Genomic DNA, 16,931 nt, shown 5'->3' with positions numbered 1-16,931 from the left:
CCCGAGTGCGGAACGTGTGATCACCCACGGACAGCGAGGGGCACGATGTATCCCTGCATCCGACAACAGGAGGGGGGTGCGCAGTTGGTGACGAGCGCTTTCATTGTCCCAGGGGGCAGTTGTCCACGGGTTGGCACGCGCCGAGTTTGAGGCCGCCCCGAAGCAGCGCCCGGGGAAGGGCGCGGCGATCGGGAGACGAGGGGGGACAACGGCAGGGCGAGGCGAGGCCGCGGAGCGACCGCGAGGGGTGTGTGTGCGTTGAGGGCGCGTCGGGCTCACCTGCGACGCCGGGTGGTGTATGGAACTCTTCCCCGTTCATCTGCTGGTCCTGGTGGTGATGATGAACCGGTACGTGCTCGGCCCGCTGCTGCGGCGGGTGCGCGGCCGCCGGGTCGATGCCACGGACGACGGCTACCAGCCGACCGTCTGCGTCATCATCCCGCTCTTCAACGAAGGCGAGGGCATCTACCACGCCATCCGCAGCCTGCTGGCGCAGGACTATCCCCACGACAAGCTGGGCATCTGCGTGGTGGATGACTGCTCCACGGACGACAGCTACGCCTGGGCGATGAAGGCGGCCGAGGGCCACGCCAACGTGCGCGTGATGCGCAACCCCCACAACATGGGCAAGCGCAAGGGCATCGCCCGGGCCGTGCGCGAGGTGGACAGCGAGCTCATCGTCTCGGTGGACTCGGACGTGGTGGTGCACCCGAGCGCCGTGCGCGAGCTGGTGCGGCGCTTCGTCAGCCCGAACATCGCCGCGGTGGGCGGCCGCACCTACGTGTCCAACCGTCACCAGAACTGGATGACGCGGATGATCGAGATCAAGTTCTACTTCGCCCAGGAGTGGCTCAAGGACCTGGAGCGGAGCTTCCGCTCGGTGCTCTGCCTGTCCGGGTGTCTCACCGCGTACCGGCGCCATGTGCTGCTGGAGCTGGATCCCATCCTCGAGGCGCGCAACATCGCCGGCATTCCCATCAAGTACGGCGAGGATCGCTTCCTCACGCGGCAGATCGTCAAGGCGGGCTACGAGACGGTCTACACCACCGAGGCCTGGTGCCAGACGGCCGCGCCGGCCACGCTCTCGGGCTACTTCTCGCAGCAGCTGCGGTGGCGGCGCTCCAACCTCGTGGACATGCTCTGTGGGCTCAGCCACGCGTGGCGGCTGCACCCGGTGGTGTGTGTCCACTACGTGTCACAGCTCGCGCTGCTGCTCTCCTATCCCGTCATCATCGTCCACAACCTTCTCAACGGGCAGTTCTGGGGGGTCTTGCTGCTGCACATGCTCGTCATGGGGGCGATGGGGGTCATCTACCGCATCGACAAGAGGGAGCTGCCCCCGGACATGCGTGTCTCCGCGCTCTCCTTCCTGCCCATGGGGCTGCTGATGCCGATCACCTACGCGCTCTTCACGCCGCTGGCGCTCTTCACCCTGGACTCGGGGAGCTGGGAGACGCGGAGCAAGCCGGGCACCGCCACCAGCGAGCCGCCCGCACCCGCGGACGGAACTCCCAGCGCGCTACCACCCACACAGCCGGTTGGAGGGGGCTCGACGCCATGAACCAGCGCCTCGTCAACAAGGTCAACACCCTCGCCGTCAACGTCTACAAGGCGTTGGGCACGGTGCTGCTGTCGATCATCCTGATCGGCCTCGTCTCGTACCTGGGCGTGCAGACGTTCTTCTTCGTGAGCCGCGGCTGGCTGACGCCCACGGTGGTCTCGCCCACGGATCCGGAGATCCTCCAGCTCAACGCGCAGCTCGCGCAGCAGGCGGCGTCGCGGGACAAGCTGCTGGCGGACAAGCGGGACCTCGAAGGCCGGCTGGAGCAGGCCGAGCGGCTCCTCGGCTCCGAGCAGGACTTCCAGGAGCGCTTCCGGGTGGCCCTGGGGAGCGAGCGGGAGTCCCGGGCCCGGGCGCTGCGCCGACTGGCCACGCTGCGCCAGGAGTACCAGGAGGCGGCCGGGGAGATCACCGAGTCCAACCGGGCCTACGCGGGCATGGCGCGCACGCGCACCGAGGCCCTCTACAACGCGAAGCTGCTGGAGCGCGAGGAGCGGCTCACGGCCAACCACCAGCTGGCGCAGATGGCGCAGACGAACCTGTCGCTGGCGGAGGGCTCGGCCGAACTGCAGACGAAGCTGGAGGCGCTGAAGCGGGAGCTGGCGGGCCTCGAGGCCTCGCTGGCCGGCAAGGCCGAGGGACTCACCACGCAGGTGCTGCTGCTGGAGCGGGAGTACACGCGCTCGGTGCTGGAGGTGGCGCGCGCGAAGAGCGAGCAGGCGCACCTGAAGGACAGCCTGCGCTCGCTGGACGAGGCGGTGGGGCGCTACGACGCGCTGCTGGCCACCATCCGCAGCTCGCCGTGGCTGGAGGCGATCGAGAAGGACCTGACGGTGGGCTTCGTGCCGTACGAGAACCTGGAGAGCGCGCCCGCGGGTACCCCGCTCTACCGGTGCGCGCTGCGGCTGCTGTGGTGCCGGGAGGTGGGCGTGGTGGGCCACCCACTCCAAGGAGAGGTGACCGTCAAGCACCCGGTGCGCCAGTCGATGCTGCGAGGTGTGATGGTGGAGCTGCAGCTCCAGGACGAGCGCTGGGCGCGCGAGGAGCTGCTGCACCTGGGGCGACCGCCGCTGTTCCTGTAGCGGCGGAGCCCGGAAAAAGGAGACACGGATGCGGTGGGCAATTGCATGGGGCGTGTTGGCGGGCCTCGGCGCGGGAGCGGCACGCGCCCAGGAGCCGGCCGGCGAGGCGCGCGACCCGGGCTATTGCGCCTTCGTGCGCGGCGTGGGCGAGGCCGAGTCGGCGGTGCTGCTCGCGCCGGACGTGTTCGCGAGCGTGGGCTTGGTGAACGCGGGTGAGGCTGGAGACGGCGGGGGCGTGCCCCTGGGCGGCCCCACGCCACGCATCACCGCCGGCCTGAACTACGACCTGGTGGGGCTGTACCGGGGCCTCGCCATCCGCCGCCGGGCGGAGGCGGAGTGCGAGCGCTACCGGGCGAGCTCGGCACTGCGCTCCGCCGTGAAGCGGGGGCCGGACGTGGGCGCCGAGGCCGCGCTGGCCGCGCGTGCCCAGGTGCTGGAGAGAGCCCTGCCCGAGGCCGAGCAGCTCCTGGCCTCACTGCGCGAGGACGTGAAGCAGGGCCGGGCCACCCTGGAGGAGCTCAACGCGCTTCAACTGCGGCTGGACGGGCTGCGGGCGCTGGCGCACGAGACGGCGAAGGAGCGCGAGCGGCTCGCCGCCCTGCCCCGCCCCGCCGAGCGCCCCCTGTCCACCTGGCTCCAGGAGCTGCGAGCGGCGGATGACCGGGTGGAGCAGGAGTCCGGGAGCCTGCGCCGCGCGTCGGCGTGGAACGTGCGGCTGCGCGGAGGGTACGACGAGCTGGTCAACGTGAGGCAGGACGTGCCGCTCTTCGGGATGCTGACGGTCTCGTACAACCTGGGGAGCCTCTGGCAGCCGGCGGCGAACGCGCGGGCGCGCGAGGGGCGTCGGCTGGCGCTCGAGGAGGACGTGGAGGGCGTGAGCCTGGAGGTGGCCGCGCTGCTGCGCGAGCTGCGAGCGGCGCACGGGGCCGACGAGGCCCGCCTGCGCGAGGTGTCGGTGCTGGTGACCGACTTGGCGGGGCAGCTCGAGGAGCTCCAGGCGATGGAGACGGCGAAGGTGCGCCGCTACCGGGACTACCTGGTGCTGGAGCTGGCGCGGCTGCGGGCGGAGCAGGCCTGGCTGAAGGCGCACGTGACGGAGCTGGGCCGGTTCCTCGGAGAGGAGCGGCCGTGACGAGCCGCTCGGTCCTGGTGGCCTCGCTGCTGGGGCTGCTCGCGCCACCGGCCACCGCGGGAAGGCCCATGAAGACGGACGACTCCCTCGCCGGGGTGGACGCGAAGCGGCTGAGGGTGACGCAGGGGAAGCTGGAGCCGCTGCCCAACGGGCGACTGGTCATCGAGGAGCCGAAGGTGCGTGCGGTGATGGCGTGGACGCCGTCCCGCGAGGGGCCGAAGGCGCGGGCCCTGGTGTCTTCAGCGAAGCGGGAAGCGGAGGCCCAGGTCGTGGAGCTGCGCTTCACCTACCTGGGAGCCACGCGCGAGCAGGTGCCGCTGGCCTCGGGGGAGCTGCGGCGGCAGATCGGGCTCAAGCTGCGGGCACGGGACGGCTGCAACGTCGTCTACGTGATGTGGCGCATCCAGCCGAAGCCGGGACTGGTGGTCTCCGTGAAGAACAACCCGGGGATGCACCGCTCGGACGACTGCGGCAACGGCGGCTACCAGACGGTGAAGCCGAGCACCAGGAGCGCCGTGCCCGAGCTCGAGCCGGGCCAGAGCCACACGCTCCGAGCGGAGCTCCAGGGCGCGGAACTGAAGGTGCGGGTGGACGGCAAGTCGGTATGGGAAGGAACGCTGCCGCCCGAGGCGCTCACCTTCGACGGCCCGGTGGGCCTGCGCACGGACAACGGTCGGTTCCAGGTGGAGCTGCTCTCCACACCGTAACGCCCCCTCGCCTTCCGACGAGGGGGACGTCCCTCACGCGTCCCTCACACCGACGGCTGGGTCTCCGTGGAGGGCCCGCGCTTGTCCTCCTCCTTCTCCTTGCCGAGGGGCTCGGCCTGGATGGAGCACCCGTTGGTGCCGCAGGAGCCACCGTCCTGCAAGTCGAAGCGCCAGCGGTGGCGGGGGCACACGAGGTAGCGGCCCTCCTCGACCCAGCCCTCCTCGAGATCCGCGCCCTGGTGCGGGCAGAAGCGATTCACCGCGTAGCGCTGCCCGTCGACGGTGACCACGGTGCGCTCCTTGCGCGCCTCGGTGGCCAGCGTGCCGTCGCACATGGCGCGCAGGTCCTCCACCTCGGCGGCGATGAAGTTGTGCAGGGTGGCGTCGTAGACGTCCGGTGAGCGCGAGGCCCGGAAGCGGAAGGACAGCAGGAAGTCCTCCCAGTTCAGCTTGCGGTCCAGCACGCGGACGATGTCCGCGGCGCCCGCGATGAGCGTGTACCGGCTCAGGTCACGCACCTCACCCACGACGTCCACCCGGCGCGCGCGGAAGTCCACGCGGATGAGCTGTCCGGGCAGCTCGATGAGGCCAAAATAGAGGGGCATCGTCACCCGGTCCGCCAGCGAGAAGGCGTCCAGCTTCTGCTGCATCTCCTCGCGCAGCCGCAGGTGGATGCGATCCACCTCCTCGAGCATCAGGTTGCGCCGCCGCTCGCGGAAGACGCGCGTCTGGAGCGCCGCGTAGGAGCGCAGGTACTGCGAGACGTTCTCGTCGGTGACGCGCTCGGGCGCCAGCGAGATGAGGTCTCCCACGCCCACGTCGAGCACATCCCCGGGCATGGGCTCGATGAGGCGCGGCGTCTTGCCCGCCATGCGGTGCTGCAGGAAGGTGAACATCTCCGAGGCCCGAGGGAAGATGTTCACCGGCTCGAGGTTGATGTGGAAGAGCGACGGATCCAGGAAGCAGGCCGGGCCCGCCGAGGCCAGGTAGACGCGCGGCTGCACGGTCTCGATGGCACGAGCCACCGCCTCGAACTTGCTGGCGCGCTTCTGCCGCGAGAGCTCCGCGTACGTCTCGCGTGAGTAGTCGTAGCTGGTGGGGTGCCAGATGGCGCCCGAGAACTGGGCCGTGAAGATGTCGATCGGCCCCTCCTCGGCGACGATGTTCGGCAGCCTGTCGTGGATCTTGCAGTCGTTGAGGTTGAGGAACGTCTGCCCATCGGCCTGCACGAGCAGGGCCGAGTCCCGGTTGGTGCCCGTGTCGGTGAGGAAGAGCTTCAGGTAGCCGCCCTTGATGGGCACCTCCTGCTGGTCCTCGCAGGTGAGGACGCGCCTGGCCCCATAGGACTCGAACTCATCGCGGAGCGCCGTGCGGCGGAAGCGGCCCAGCACGACGGTGAAGTCCCGCTTCGTCAGGGTGCGCAGGAAGTCGGGATCATAGTGATCCTTGTGCTCGTGGCTGATGTAGAGGTAGCGCTCCTTCGTCGAGCGCTCGAGCTTCTCGCGCACCAGGGGCGCCAAGTGATGATTGCGCGGGAATTGCATCCATGCGGAATCGAACGCCCCCTCGGGAGAGAGCCACGGGTCGACGACCACCAGCGCATGTTGGGTTTCGACCAGGAAACCGGCATGCCCGAGGAACGTGATCTGCATGTTGAAGACTCCCCCGCGAGATCCGGGACCATCAGTGCCATCGTCCCGGAGTGAGGCCACCGGAACGTACGCATCGCACGTGACAGAGGCGCGGCAAGGCTGGTGTGGGGGGAGTGATGCCGCCATGGCCCTCGGGTACGAGCCACGCGTTCACCACCGAGCAGGAGTCTGGCACCGGGCCTGAAGAAGGCGCGGGGAAGGTGGAAATCCCCGCGCCCAGCCCTTCATCCGAGGTGGAGTCCGAGGCTCCAACTCACTCGAGAATCTCGCGGACGCTCAACCACTTGAAGTCCACGTCCGAGGCGCTGTCCCAGCGGAAGGTGGCGATGGGGCCGCCCCAGGTGATGGGCATGGCCGGCACGGAGCCGCCACAGTGATCGGCGTCGCCGCCCCACGAGCCGTCATCCACCTTCTCGTAGACCTTCTTCCACGTCACCTTGTCCGCGTTCTCGTTGAGCCACGTCTCGAGCCGCACCGCGGGCTTGCCGTTGGCGGTGGTGTTGCGCATGACGGCCTTGAAGCCCACCCAGCGGCCCTTGAGGGACGAGGTGCCCGTCTTGTAGGGCGCGTTGTCGTAGCTCACGTGCCAGGTCTCCTTCTCCCAACGCACGCGGCCGTCGAAGTGCAGGCCGCCCTTGTACGAAGAGCCCTCGCACGCCAGGTCATCGTTGTGACGACCCCCGCGCGCGTACCAGGCGAAGTTGTCGCTCATGTCGCTGGCGGCGTTCACCTTGACGAAGCCAGTCATCTCCACGTTCTTCCAGTCGTTGGGCGACTGCATGTAGCCGCGACTCGCCAGGACGTCCCGGTCATACGAGGGAATCTTCTTCGCGTCGTAGCCCGTGGAGGTGTGCACGCCCATGCGGACCTGGATGCTCTTCATCTTCCAGGAGCCGTCCGCGTTGCGCGTGATGGTGTCCTGCGGGTCGAAGCGCTTGTCGTTCGGCGCGTTGTCCGGGAGGGCCCAGGTCTCGCCACCGGCCTTCGTCGGGTAGAGCATGGTGACGCCGAACACATCCGTGTTCGTCGCGGGCGCCGGAGTGGGAGTGGGCGAAGGAGCTGGAACGGGGTCCGGAGTGGGGACAGGCGTTCCAGGCGTTGGGTTGCCCGGCGTGTCTCCCTCCGCGCTACCGCCATGGAGGTCGGGGGTCGGCTGCGAGTCGAGCCCCTGCCCCGCCGGGTCACAGCCGGCGATCGAGGAGACGAGAACGGAGGCACAGAGAGCGGACAGAAGTCGGAGTCGAATCAACGAGGCTGTCTCCAAAAGGGGGGGCCGTGAGGCGGAGCGTGCGACGCAGGCCCAGGCCACCGCGTCGCGCGTTTCCGAGCACGGGGTTGACGCGGATGCCTCCACGCCTGCCCACCATCCCCGCGACCGGCTGGGTGCTCACGAGCCCGGAGGACGTTCAGGTCCCACCGGTTTTGGGCTTCTGAACAGAGAGAAGCGGCCCGTCATCCCGTCCGTGGGTGCCCGCTCCAAGTCCGTCCGCCTGCGCTCCAGCCTGAGGATCCAAGCGCCCGCTCTACTTCGGTTTTTTCGAAGGAAAGCGCCCTGATTACCTATTTGCCTAAGAATGGTCTGGCTCCTATTTCACCTGGAGCCATGAAGAATCAGATCAAGACCCTGGTGCTGCTCGGCCTGCTGTCCGTGGTGCTCATCGGTATTGGCGGTGCGCTGGGCAAAGGATTCCTCCTCGCCTCGCTGGTGCTGTCGCTGGCAATGAACGTGGGGGCCTACTTCTTCTCGGACCGGCTGGTGCTGTCCATGCACGGGGCTCAGGAAGTGAGCCCGGCGGAAGCGCCCGGACTCCACCGGATGGTGGAGGAGCTGTCCCAGCGGGCCGGCATCCCCAAGCCGCGCGTCTTCATGATGCACGAGCCGCAGCCCAACGCCTTCGCCACGGGTCGCAACCCGGAGCACGGCGTGGTGGCGGTGACGACGGGCATCCTGCAAGTGCTCGACGAGCGGGAGCTGCGCGGCGTCCTGGCGCACGAGCTCGCGCACATCAAGAACCGGGACATCCTGCTGTCCACCATCGCGGCGGCGGTGGCCTCGGCGGTGACGTACATGGCGCACGCGGTGGGCTTCATGGGCTCCATGTTCATGGGCCGTGACGAGGACGGCGACGAGGGACTGTCGCCGCTGCAAACGCTCGCCCTCGCACTGGTGGCGCCCATCGCGGCCACGCTCATCCAGATGGGCATCTCCCGCTCGCGCGAGTACCTGGCGGACCAGTCGGGCGGGGAGCTCTCCGGAGACCCCGAGGCGCTGGCGCGCGCGCTGGAGAAGCTGGAGGCCGGGGCCATGGCGCTGCCGGTGGAAGCGCGCCCGGCCACGGCGAGCCTGTTCATCGTGAGCCCCTTCGCGGGGATGCAGAGCATCCTGTCGCTCTTCTCCACGCACCCGCGCACCGAGGAGCGCGTGCGCCGGCTGCGCGAGCAGGCGATGCAGATGTCCACCCGGGGTTGGAGCGGCAGCGCCCTTCCCTTCCCTCACTGACGACGGCCCGAGGGCCGTGGAGAGTTCGAATTTCATGGAGACACAGACCGTAGGCAGCCCCGCCCTCTGGGGTGGGTTCATCCTGTTCGTGCTGTTGATGCTGGCGTTGGATCTGGGAGTGTTCCATCGCAAGACGCACGAGGTGAAGTTCAAGGAAGCGCTGGCGTGGAGCGGCGTGTGGATCTCGCTCGCGCTGGTGTTCAACCTGGGCATCTGGTGGAAGTTCGGGTCCACCCCGGCGATGCAGTTCCTCACCGGCTACCTCATCGAGAAGTCGCTCTCGATCGACAACATCTTCGTCTTCGTCGTCATCTTCTCGGCGCTGAAGATTCCCTCGCTCTACCAGCACCGGGTGCTCTTCTGGGGCATCCTGAGCGCGCTGGTGCTGCGCGCGGTGATGATCTTCGCCGGCGTGGCGATGCTCGAGCGCTTCCACTGGCTCATCTACGTCTTCGGCGCCTTCCTCATCTTCACGGGCGTGAAGCTCTTCCTGCAGCGCAACAAGGAGGAGCACCCGGAGGACGGCTGGGTGATGAAGATGGCGCGGCGGATCATCCCCTCCACCCCGCGCTTCGATAGGGACCACTTCTTCACGGTGGAGAACGGCCGGAAGCTGGCCACGCCGCTGCTCATGTCGCTGGTGCTGGTGGAGCTGACGGACGTGCTCTTCGCGCTGGACTCCATCCCGGCCATCTTCGCGGTGACGACGGATCCGTTCCTCGTCTTCACCTCGAACATCTTCGCCATCCTGGGCCTGCGCTCGCTCTTCTTCGTGCTGGCGGGGGCGGTGGAGAAGTTCTCCTACCTGAAGGTGGGCCTGTCCGCGGTGCTGGTGTTCGTGGGCGCGAAGATGGCGCTGGTGGACGTGGTGAAGGTGCCGCCCGCGCTCTCGCTGGGTGTCATCTCCCTGCTGCTGGGCGGCTCCATCGTGGCCTCGCTGCTCAAGGCGCGGGCACAGGAACGCAAGCAGGTGGTCCCGACCGTGGCTCCCAACGCCCGGCCAACCGCGGCCGCTGAGTAGGACAAGGGCCACCCTGGCTAACTCGGAAAGTGACGACGCCGGATGGGTCCTAGGGCCACCGGCGTCGTCGCATTTCACGGCACTGCTCGACCTACCATGAGTGTGTCGCAAGGCGCGACCGCACAGGCATGGTCATCGCAGCATTGCTGACCCAGCTCATCCCCTTCTGCAATTCTCGAGGATTGTCGCCAGGTATTTCCCGGTTCGCCTATCCGTGGACGCAGATACCATCGTGAGGGGGCAAATTGGCGTGCTCTTCTCGGAAAAACCACTGAGTTGGGGGATCCCATAGAAAACATACTTTGGATCATCGATCCTCAACTCCCATCGCCCACCAACATTCTTCCGAAAGGTCTCTCCGACATAGCGCGCAAAGGCGTCCATGGCGGGCGCCTCTTCGGGCGGCTCGGTCGACTCATAAGTTGGATACCGCTCAAGGATCATTTTCTCCACTACCGCCAGTGAGGTAGGAGAAAAGTCGAGCTGCCGTGCCAATTCCTGAGGCAGCGTCCCCAGGAATTTTTGGAGTGCCGGCTCCATCTCTCCGAGCCAAGCCTCAAATTGTTCGAGCGCCTTTTTCTTATTCTTGATCGATTTCATCACCAACCTCATCACTCGCTACTTCCGCCACCACCAGAACCTGGTTTGTCGTCAGAAGGGCATGGAACGCCCGGCGCATACACGCACCCAATGCCCGCATCATCAAGAGCCTTGATCAACCTCTTCGACGCCCTACCTTCGAAGTACCAGTAGATGTTCCACCCGCGTTTGACAAGGATCTCATCTCTCGCGATCTCCCATTGATTCGCAGCGGTCAATCCCTGGTATCCAGTCTTGTGCTCCACCCCGCGCTGGCGCTTGACGTCGGCGATATCCAATCGACGTGGAACACCTTCCACATCAATCGTGACCTCGCGTTTTCCCCAGCTCAATCGCTCGTGGTACGCCTTGACTGCAGCATTTGCCTTATTGGCTCTTTGCATGTTCAGGTCATAGGCGTCGCTCCAACGCGGGTATTTCCACTTTCCCTTCTTGACCTCTTCGTACTCCTTCCACCGGGCCTTCTTATGCTCTTCAGAGCCAGGCACCAAGTCATCAGCCGCCTGCCGCGTATCAGGATCCAGATTCGGATCTTCCTGAGGCTCTGTATTCCCAGCGGGGTCGACCATTGGATCGACATGCCCACTTGGGTCGGTCATCGGAGACCCGCCAGCAGAAGGATCCTCAACCGAGCGGCCTTCGCTACCCGGGGTAGACGGAGCGATCCTGGGCGACTCGTCTAGGCCCTTGACATAGGCACTCCGCTCGGCGGCCAAGCGCCGCGCCTCCGCTTCTGCTTGCGCGATTTCCTGTGCCCGTTGTTCTTCATAGTAATTGCGGCCAGAGAAGAACCCAACGGCACTTCCAACAGCCCCACTGAGCGAGGTCCAAAAGAGCTTTGCATTTCCGACAGCCGCCGTCGTGCCCCTGGACACGACTTGTGCAGGAGTCGCCCACCCCCAGCCCTGGGTCTGGGTAGCGACATCGGTCGCCGGCCTGAGAATCTCTTTCGCCGCCCCCTGGTACACCTGCTGTTGAGCTTGAGCGATATTCTCCGCCGCCGTGCGTGCGGCTGCCGGGCAGAGGTCAGGCCGAGCATTACAGGTATCGAATGAGCCCTGCACCTGCCGCCCATCCGGGTCCACGTACCGCAATGGGTTGGCAGCCGCATAGCTCCAGGGATTCAGCTCGTTGGGCGTGGTGAGGTAGTTGCTCGCCCCCAGCGGATCCTCACTGAGGAACCTGCCCAACTCCGGCGAGTACCAACGCTGTTGAGCGTAAACGAGCCCCGCATCGCCGTCCCAGGAATGACCCGTATAGCCAAGGCTGCTCTCCTCCGAGTCCGGGCTCTCGGTACCATTCAGATATGCACCCCAAGCGCCGTACCGGTACATCTTGGGCACAACACCCCCCGCCTTGATGCGCCCGACTGCACTGCCGAGCCCATCGTGCAGGATTCGCTCGCCCCCCACCGCCGTGACCAGGCTGCCCACCCGCTCGAACATGAGCTTGGCGCCAGAGCCGGGGAGCCTCTCCTCTACGAGTTCCTCCTCCACGTAGAGCCAGGACGTCACATCCGTGCCAACAGTCTTCGTCCGCCTCAGCCCCGCATAGTCATACGTGTAGTGGGATAGCGTCTTCTCGACGGGAGCATCAACGGATGCGCGGCGTGTGACTTCTATCTGAGCGATACGTCCAGCCGCGTCCCATCGGTATTCGCTCGTGCTCAGGCCACGCTCGTAGATCCGCACCTGACCGAACCGGTCCGTGGTGATCGCGGCGACGCGCGTATTGGACGTCTTGTCCATGATGCGCTGGAGACCGCCGAAGGTGTCGTACTCGTAGCTCCAGTCACGCTTCAGCGCCACGCCCTGACCCGGGTTGTCCACTGCCAGCCCGTATGCGTCCCGCTCCAAGCCACCGCCATACCCGGTCAGTTCCTTCTCGGCTTGACGCGTTCCATCGGTCGCGAGCGAGTACAGCACCGCAGAGCCATCCGGATACCGCACGCCCGTAAGCCGGTCCGCCGCGTCATACCCATACTGGGTAACTTCAGGTGGCGTTATGTCCTTGCCACCTCGGGTCTCTGTCAACCGGTTGCCACGCGCATCATAGGTGTATGTGTATGCCACGAGGGTCTGATTGAAGGGGTCGGCGCAGTCCGGAAATCCCCCAGGCTTCGCGTTGATGACCGCCTGCAGCCGGCCCAGGTTGTCATAGCAACGCTGCTCCACCAATGCGCCATCGTAGATGCGAGTGACACGTTGGCCTCCGGGCTCCCAGTTCACCGTCGTCTTGCCGCGGGCACTGTCGATTGGCGTCCGGTCGATCTCATAGAGCCGATCCTTCGAATCATAGAGGTACTCGACGGAGCGCGGAGGGAGCTCTCCCTCATACACCTTCATCTTCCAGCGCTGGCCACTCGCCGTATAGTCGAACGTGATCTCGTCAATGCCGCGCTTGACAGACTTCAGCAGGCCCCGCTGGTCGTAGGCGAAGGTATTGATCACCGGCGCCGAACTCTTCCGCGTCTCCTCGATCTTCAACGGTTGGTCCATCCCGTTGAACTCGTAGGAGACCTGCATCAGGTCATGGGTGGACTCGCTGGGCGTGGGAGACGCGTACGTCACCCGAACGGCACGACCGCGGCCATCCAACAACTTGACCGTCCCGGCCACCGTATCTGTCGGGCCCGAGCTCTCCGGTGGCAAGGGAACCGTCGTCGCCTCGCCATTGGCATACGTCGTTTCCCAGTAGGGAGCACCCAGCCCCCCGCGCTGGCGCCGGGTCATACGGCCGGCGAAGTCATACCTGAACTCCTGCTGCGCCATCTCAGGCACTCCCGGCATCACCGGGGTCGCCGCCACGCTCTTCAGCCTCAGCAGGCCATCGTAGGTGTAGTTGTAAGTCCCAAGCCCATCCGGAAGCGCCACGGACAACAGTTCGCCCCGCGAGCCATGGACATACGTCCATGTCTTCCGTTCAGTTCCGGCGACTTGTGCTCCCTGGAGCACTTGGTGCACCCGGCCACTGGCGTCGTATGTGTACTCCGTGCGCTGCGCCACGCCACCGCGGCCGTAGCTCTCGGCCTTGAGTGCGCCACTCGGATAGTACTCGTAGGAGCGGGTCCGCCCTTCCAGCTCAGACCCTGGCTCCTGCAGGCTCTTGAGGCGTCCGTCCAGGTAGTACGCATAAAGCGTGGTCTCGTCCGAGTAGGTCTCCGTGCTTAGGAGTCCCTGGTCATAAGTGAAGACCGTGGCGGGACGCCCGACCAACTCCCGCCTCGCCAGCTTTCCGTCCGCATCGTACAGCCACCAGTCGGTGGAGATGGGCACCTTGGGCGTGCGCCGCACCACGTTGCCCAGCGAGTCGACGCTCACCTCCGTTACCCGGTTGCGCTGGGAATCTTCCTGGGGCAGCGAGGAGCCGCGCGTCGCCCAGGCGTATCGGATGGTTGCGTCCCGGCCCAACCAGGTGGTGGTCGTCTGGTAGAGGTAGCTCAGTTCCAGGTCATCGCGCGACCAGCTCTCCAATTCGCGGGTCGGACGACCGCGATCATCACGCTCCGGGGTCTCGAGTGTAGACTTCCACGTCCCTTCCTGCACCGTCCGGCGAAGCTCCCACGGACCGTCGTAGGCGAGGTCAGTCCTCCGGGCATAGTCCGCGCCCTTCTTCACGCCCTCGAAGAGGAGCTTCCCTCGCGCATTGGTGCGCCGAACCGTCACGACGGTCTCGAGGGTTCCCCCGAGCTTCTCGGCGGCCGTCTGCGTCTCCTCGACCTCGCCAGCGTTCCCCGTCGGCGCGTACGTCCACGTCGCTCCAGGTGTGCTTGCAGTGCTGGCGACGGTCTTCGACTCCAGCTCCCCGAACTTGTCGTAGGTGTAGGAGACGCTGTAGTCCGGGTGCGGCCCCTTCTCGAGTTCGACCTGGCCGTCCTTGTAGAGCTGGTAGGTGGTCTTGATGCTGCCCGAATCACCGGCGGGCGGCGCGATCACCTGGACGAGATTGCCCATCGGATCATGCCGATATTCGGTGACAGCCCCCGTAGGTGAACGGTGCCAGCGAACCTGCCCACGCTCGTTGTAGCGGTACTCGTCGACCGCCATACCGCTTTCACGGGACTGCTCTACCTTGAGAACCCGCCCCGTGAGATCGAGGTACTGCGTCTCGGACTCGGTCCGGAAGGACGAGGGCCCGGTCTGGATGTTTCGGACGATGGTGGTGGAATGGGCCTGATCGTCATACGTCCGCGTCTCAAGCCGCTCGAGCGTGATCTCCGACGAGGACGTCCTCGTCTTCACCTTTCGTACGTGCCGGGTGAGCCGGCCCAACACGTCTTTGTACTCGTACGTGTCCTCCAGCCCCATCACGTCATCCACGCGCGATACCAGGCGACCAGCCGCGTCCCGCTTTTCGGAGAGGCTGATGCCCCCCGTCGGTGACACGCTGGCCTCGTGCTCGGGCTGACCAAGCGCGTCCAGCTTCTTCACCTCGATGACGTGGGCCTTCGGCACTCCCACCCAGCGGCGCTTCACCAGGCCTTGAGGATCGAGTTCAACGCCGTCCACGTCATTGTTGCCGTAGTCCCACGACACCGCCCGCCCGAGCACGTCGTAGCCAATCTTTGTCGTGCGCCCGAGGTGGTCCGTTTTGCTCTTCACCCGGCCTTCGTCATCGAGCTCGTAGGCCAGCTCCCGCTGGCCGTTGACCTCCACTTGCTGCAGCCGGCCGTTGGGGTCGTAGATGTTCCGCCGGACAAAGCCTCGCTCGTCCGTCATCGTGTCCAGACGCCCATTCACATACGCATACGAACGGGATACCCGGCTGTACCGCAGACCGTCCTGGGTCGCGGAGGTGGGCTGCTCTCCATGAGGCGAACCTACCCAGTACTTCTCACTCACCATCAGACCGTCCTCGACAACGGTCTCCCGCTCATGTCGTGGCGAGGGGTCCTCCGACTCCCGCTGTTTCACCAACCACTCGCGAGTCGTGAGCTTGTTGTTCCCCTCCACGTATTCGTAATGCCACTCCTCGACTGGCGTGCTCGAGCGGGTGTACGTCAGGACGCGCCCCAACCCATCGTAGGTCCAAGTCTCCGAGGAGGACAGCGCGGTCCCCACGAGCTCCTTCACGCGCTCCACGCGCCCGTAGGCATCGTAGGTGAACAGCCGGGTGTAGATCTGGGCAGCCTCTGTCGGGTTCGCTTCGGGGTGCGTCAGGACCAGCTTCTTGAGCTGTCCCAAGCCAGCCTCATCATCGTACTGCTCGTATGCCAGCGACCGGCCCTGCTCGTCCTTCGTCACGGTGAGAGGACGGCCACGATCGTCATACGTGGCTCCAACCAAGAGAGTCTTGGTATCCCCCGCAAGCGAAACGGAGACACCCTGTGGGCTGCCCTCGGTATCCACCGGAGCGCTCCAGGACGCCGAGCCACTGGCGGTCGCATAGGTGCCGCTGGTGGGCCGGCCGGGCTTGCGCGCATTGGCGTACTGGTAGGTACCCAGGACACCATTGGTGGAAAGGCCGACAACCGGCTGAGTCCCCGAAGCCGAGGGTACGGCATCGAGCGTGACCTTCTCGACCAGCAGGTTGCGCCCCGGCGTGGCGGCGTCATTGGAGTGGAACCCGATCATCCGGCCCGTCGGGGACGTCTGCGACTTCAACATCACGTCGCCGCTCAGCGAGGTGTCGTTGAACCAGGCCATCTCCGAGCTGGTGCCCTCAATGGGCAGGTTCTTCTTGGTGATGCTCCCGTAAGCATTCAGATCGAACTGCACCTTGACGCCGTCCGCCCGGGTGATGATCCGCCGCAGGCCATCCGGGTACTCAATCGTCACCCGCTTGCCCTGCTGGCCGGTCATCCCCACCGAGGTCACCATCTCGTAAGCCTGCATGTGCAGGTACTTGCCGGCGGAGCCGGACGCGGTGGCCCGCTCGTAGGTCGCCCACCACTGCACGGGCGAGGTGGGAACGGCCCACGTTCCGCTCGCGGGCGGAGGCTCCACCACGGAAGCGCTGTGGATGAGCTTCGCTCCCTTCAGCTCGTTGGCGGCGTCCCAGCGCTCCGGTCCCGTAATGCCCGCGGGGATGGGGTGGTACTCGTAGCTCCACAGGGGGTACGGCCCCGCCTGGGTGGACGACGCGCTCGCCGACCACTGCGTGCGCACTGCGTGGAGCAGGTTGCCATAGGCATCGTGGTCGAAGTCGACCTGGTAGAGAACCTTGTTCGCCACCGGCTTGTGCTTCAACTCCACCCGCGACAGCCACTTGAACCCCTGCGAGCGCGAGAGGGCCAGCACCCGGCCTGGGCTCTTCTCCGGGTCGACGTCCTTGTAGGTGAACGCCAGCTTCACGGTGCCGGGATCCCAGTCCACCTCCTTGATGCGGTCGGACTCCTCGTCGTACTCGATGTAGGTCCAGTTGCCCGAACCCGCGACTGCCTTCTTGTCCGGGCCCGGATCCTTACGCTCCTCGCCGTAGCGGGTGAGGAGCCACTTGCGGCGCCCCTCCTTGTCCCGCCCCTGCGCCACCTGGGTGAAGCGGTACGTCCAGCCCTGCGCGGACCGCATCTCGATGAACACGGGCGGCGGCGGCGCTCCCTCCGGGGCATCGAGGTCCGGCAGCGGCGCATCCACGATGAGGATGTTGTTATGTGACGCGTCCGGCGCGCACAGCGCCCGGGTGGAGGGCTTGGGCTCGGCCACGCACTTGGGAAATGGATAGGCCTGGCCGCCCA

The 16,931-nt window shown here is 66.2% G+C and carries 10 protein-coding genes; 6 read left to right on the top strand and 4 right to left on the bottom strand.

Features of this window, described 5'->3' with window-relative positions:
• The first annotated feature begins 298 nt into the window (after positions 1-298).
• Genes VF697_RS06690 through VF697_RS06675 form a run of 4 tightly spaced genes read left to right on the top strand, consistent with a single transcriptional unit; the run spans position 299 to position 4,482 of the window.
• Positions 299-1,561: a glycosyltransferase gene (locus VF697_RS06690; protein ID WP_331092658.1), complete on the top strand. Its 1,263-nt coding sequence runs from the start codon at positions 299-301 to the stop codon at positions 1,559-1,561.
• Positions 1,558-2,643, top strand: a complete 1,086-nt coding sequence (locus VF697_RS06685) for a hypothetical protein (protein ID WP_331092657.1) — start codon at positions 1,558-1,560, stop codon at positions 2,641-2,643. Before VF697_RS06690 ends, VF697_RS06685 begins: the two co-directional genes overlap by 4 nt.
• A gap of 28 nt (positions 2,644-2,671) precedes the next feature.
• Positions 2,672-3,775 (top strand): hypothetical protein, encoded by a 1,104-nt coding sequence (locus VF697_RS06680; protein ID WP_331092656.1) that lies wholly within the window; start codon positions 2,672-2,674, stop codon positions 3,773-3,775.
• The gene (locus tag VF697_RS06675; RefSeq protein ID WP_331092655.1) at positions 3,772-4,482 is read left to right on the top strand and encodes a hypothetical protein; all 711 of its coding nucleotides are present in this window, start codon (positions 3,772-3,774) and stop codon (positions 4,480-4,482) included. Before VF697_RS06680 ends, VF697_RS06675 begins: the two co-directional genes overlap by 4 nt.
• 44 nt (positions 4,483-4,526) lie before the next feature.
• On the opposite strand, the gene VF697_RS06670 is transcribed toward VF697_RS06675, so the two are convergent.
• Together VF697_RS06670 and VF697_RS06665 are read right to left on the bottom strand one after the other, a co-directional pair.
• On the bottom strand, positions 4,527-6,134 hold the full coding sequence (locus VF697_RS06670; protein WP_331092654.1) for a Rieske 2Fe-2S domain-containing protein: 1,608 nt from the start codon (positions 6,132-6,134) through the stop codon (positions 4,527-4,529).
• 253 nt (positions 6,135-6,387) lie between these two features.
• On the bottom strand, positions 6,388-7,383 hold the full coding sequence (locus tag VF697_RS06665; RefSeq protein WP_331092653.1) for a carbohydrate-binding protein: 996 nt from the start codon (positions 7,381-7,383) through the stop codon (positions 6,388-6,390).
• A gap of 354 nt (positions 7,384-7,737) precedes the next feature.
• Here VF697_RS06665 and VF697_RS06660 point away from each other — a divergent pair, with 354 nt between their 5' ends.
• Positions 7,738-8,634 (top strand): zinc metalloprotease HtpX, encoded by an 897-nt coding sequence (locus tag VF697_RS06660; protein WP_331092652.1) that lies wholly within the window; start codon positions 7,738-7,740, stop codon positions 8,632-8,634.
• Between the two features lie 34 nt (positions 8,635-8,668).
• Positions 8,669-9,655: a TerC family protein gene (locus VF697_RS06655; protein WP_331092651.1), complete on the top strand. Its 987-nt coding sequence runs from the start codon at positions 8,669-8,671 to the stop codon at positions 9,653-9,655.
• A gap of 156 nt (positions 9,656-9,811) precedes the next feature.
• On the opposite strand, the gene VF697_RS06650 is transcribed toward VF697_RS06655, so the two are convergent.
• Together VF697_RS06650 and VF697_RS06645 are read right to left on the bottom strand one after the other, a co-directional pair.
• On the bottom strand, positions 9,812-10,255 hold the full coding sequence (locus tag VF697_RS06650; protein ID WP_331092650.1) for a hypothetical protein: 444 nt from the start codon (positions 10,253-10,255) through the stop codon (positions 9,812-9,814).
• 11 nt (positions 10,256-10,266) lie between these two features.
• Positions 10,267-16,899: an RHS repeat-associated core domain-containing protein gene (locus tag VF697_RS06645; RefSeq protein ID WP_331092649.1), complete on the bottom strand. Its 6,633-nt coding sequence runs from the start codon at positions 16,897-16,899 to the stop codon at positions 10,267-10,269.
• Between the last annotated feature and the right edge of the window lie 32 nt (positions 16,900-16,931).

The organism is Archangium sp. (genome assembly GCF_036388035.1).
GTDB lineage: Bacteria > Myxococcota > Myxococcia > Myxococcales > Myxococcaceae > Archangium.
The sequence above is the reverse complement of the archived record's forward strand: the minus strand, read 5'-3'. Positions and strand labels throughout refer to the sequence as shown.

Bases quoted from the DNA above. Each gene is read 5' to 3' on its own strand.
- VF697_RS06690 (WP_331092658.1), top strand. From the start codon at position 299: ATGGAACTCTTCCCCGTTCATCTGCTGGTCCTGGTGGTGATGATGAAC.
- VF697_RS06685 (WP_331092657.1), top strand. From the start codon at position 1,558: ATGAACCAGCGCCTCGTCAACAAGGTCAACACCCTCGCCGTCAACGTC.
- VF697_RS06680 (WP_331092656.1), top strand. From the start codon at position 2,672: ATGCGGTGGGCAATTGCATGGGGCGTGTTGGCGGGCCTCGGCGCGGGA.
- VF697_RS06670 (WP_331092654.1), bottom strand. From the start codon at position 6,134: ATGCAGATCACGTTCCTCGGGCATGCCGGTTTCCTGGTCGAAACCCAA.
- VF697_RS06660 (WP_331092652.1), top strand. From the start codon at position 7,738: ATGAAGAATCAGATCAAGACCCTGGTGCTGCTCGGCCTGCTGTCCGTG.
- VF697_RS06655 (WP_331092651.1), top strand. From the start codon at position 8,669: ATGGAGACACAGACCGTAGGCAGCCCCGCCCTCTGGGGTGGGTTCATC.
- VF697_RS06650 (WP_331092650.1), bottom strand. From the start codon at position 10,255: ATGAAATCGATCAAGAATAAGAAAAAGGCGCTCGAACAATTTGAGGCT.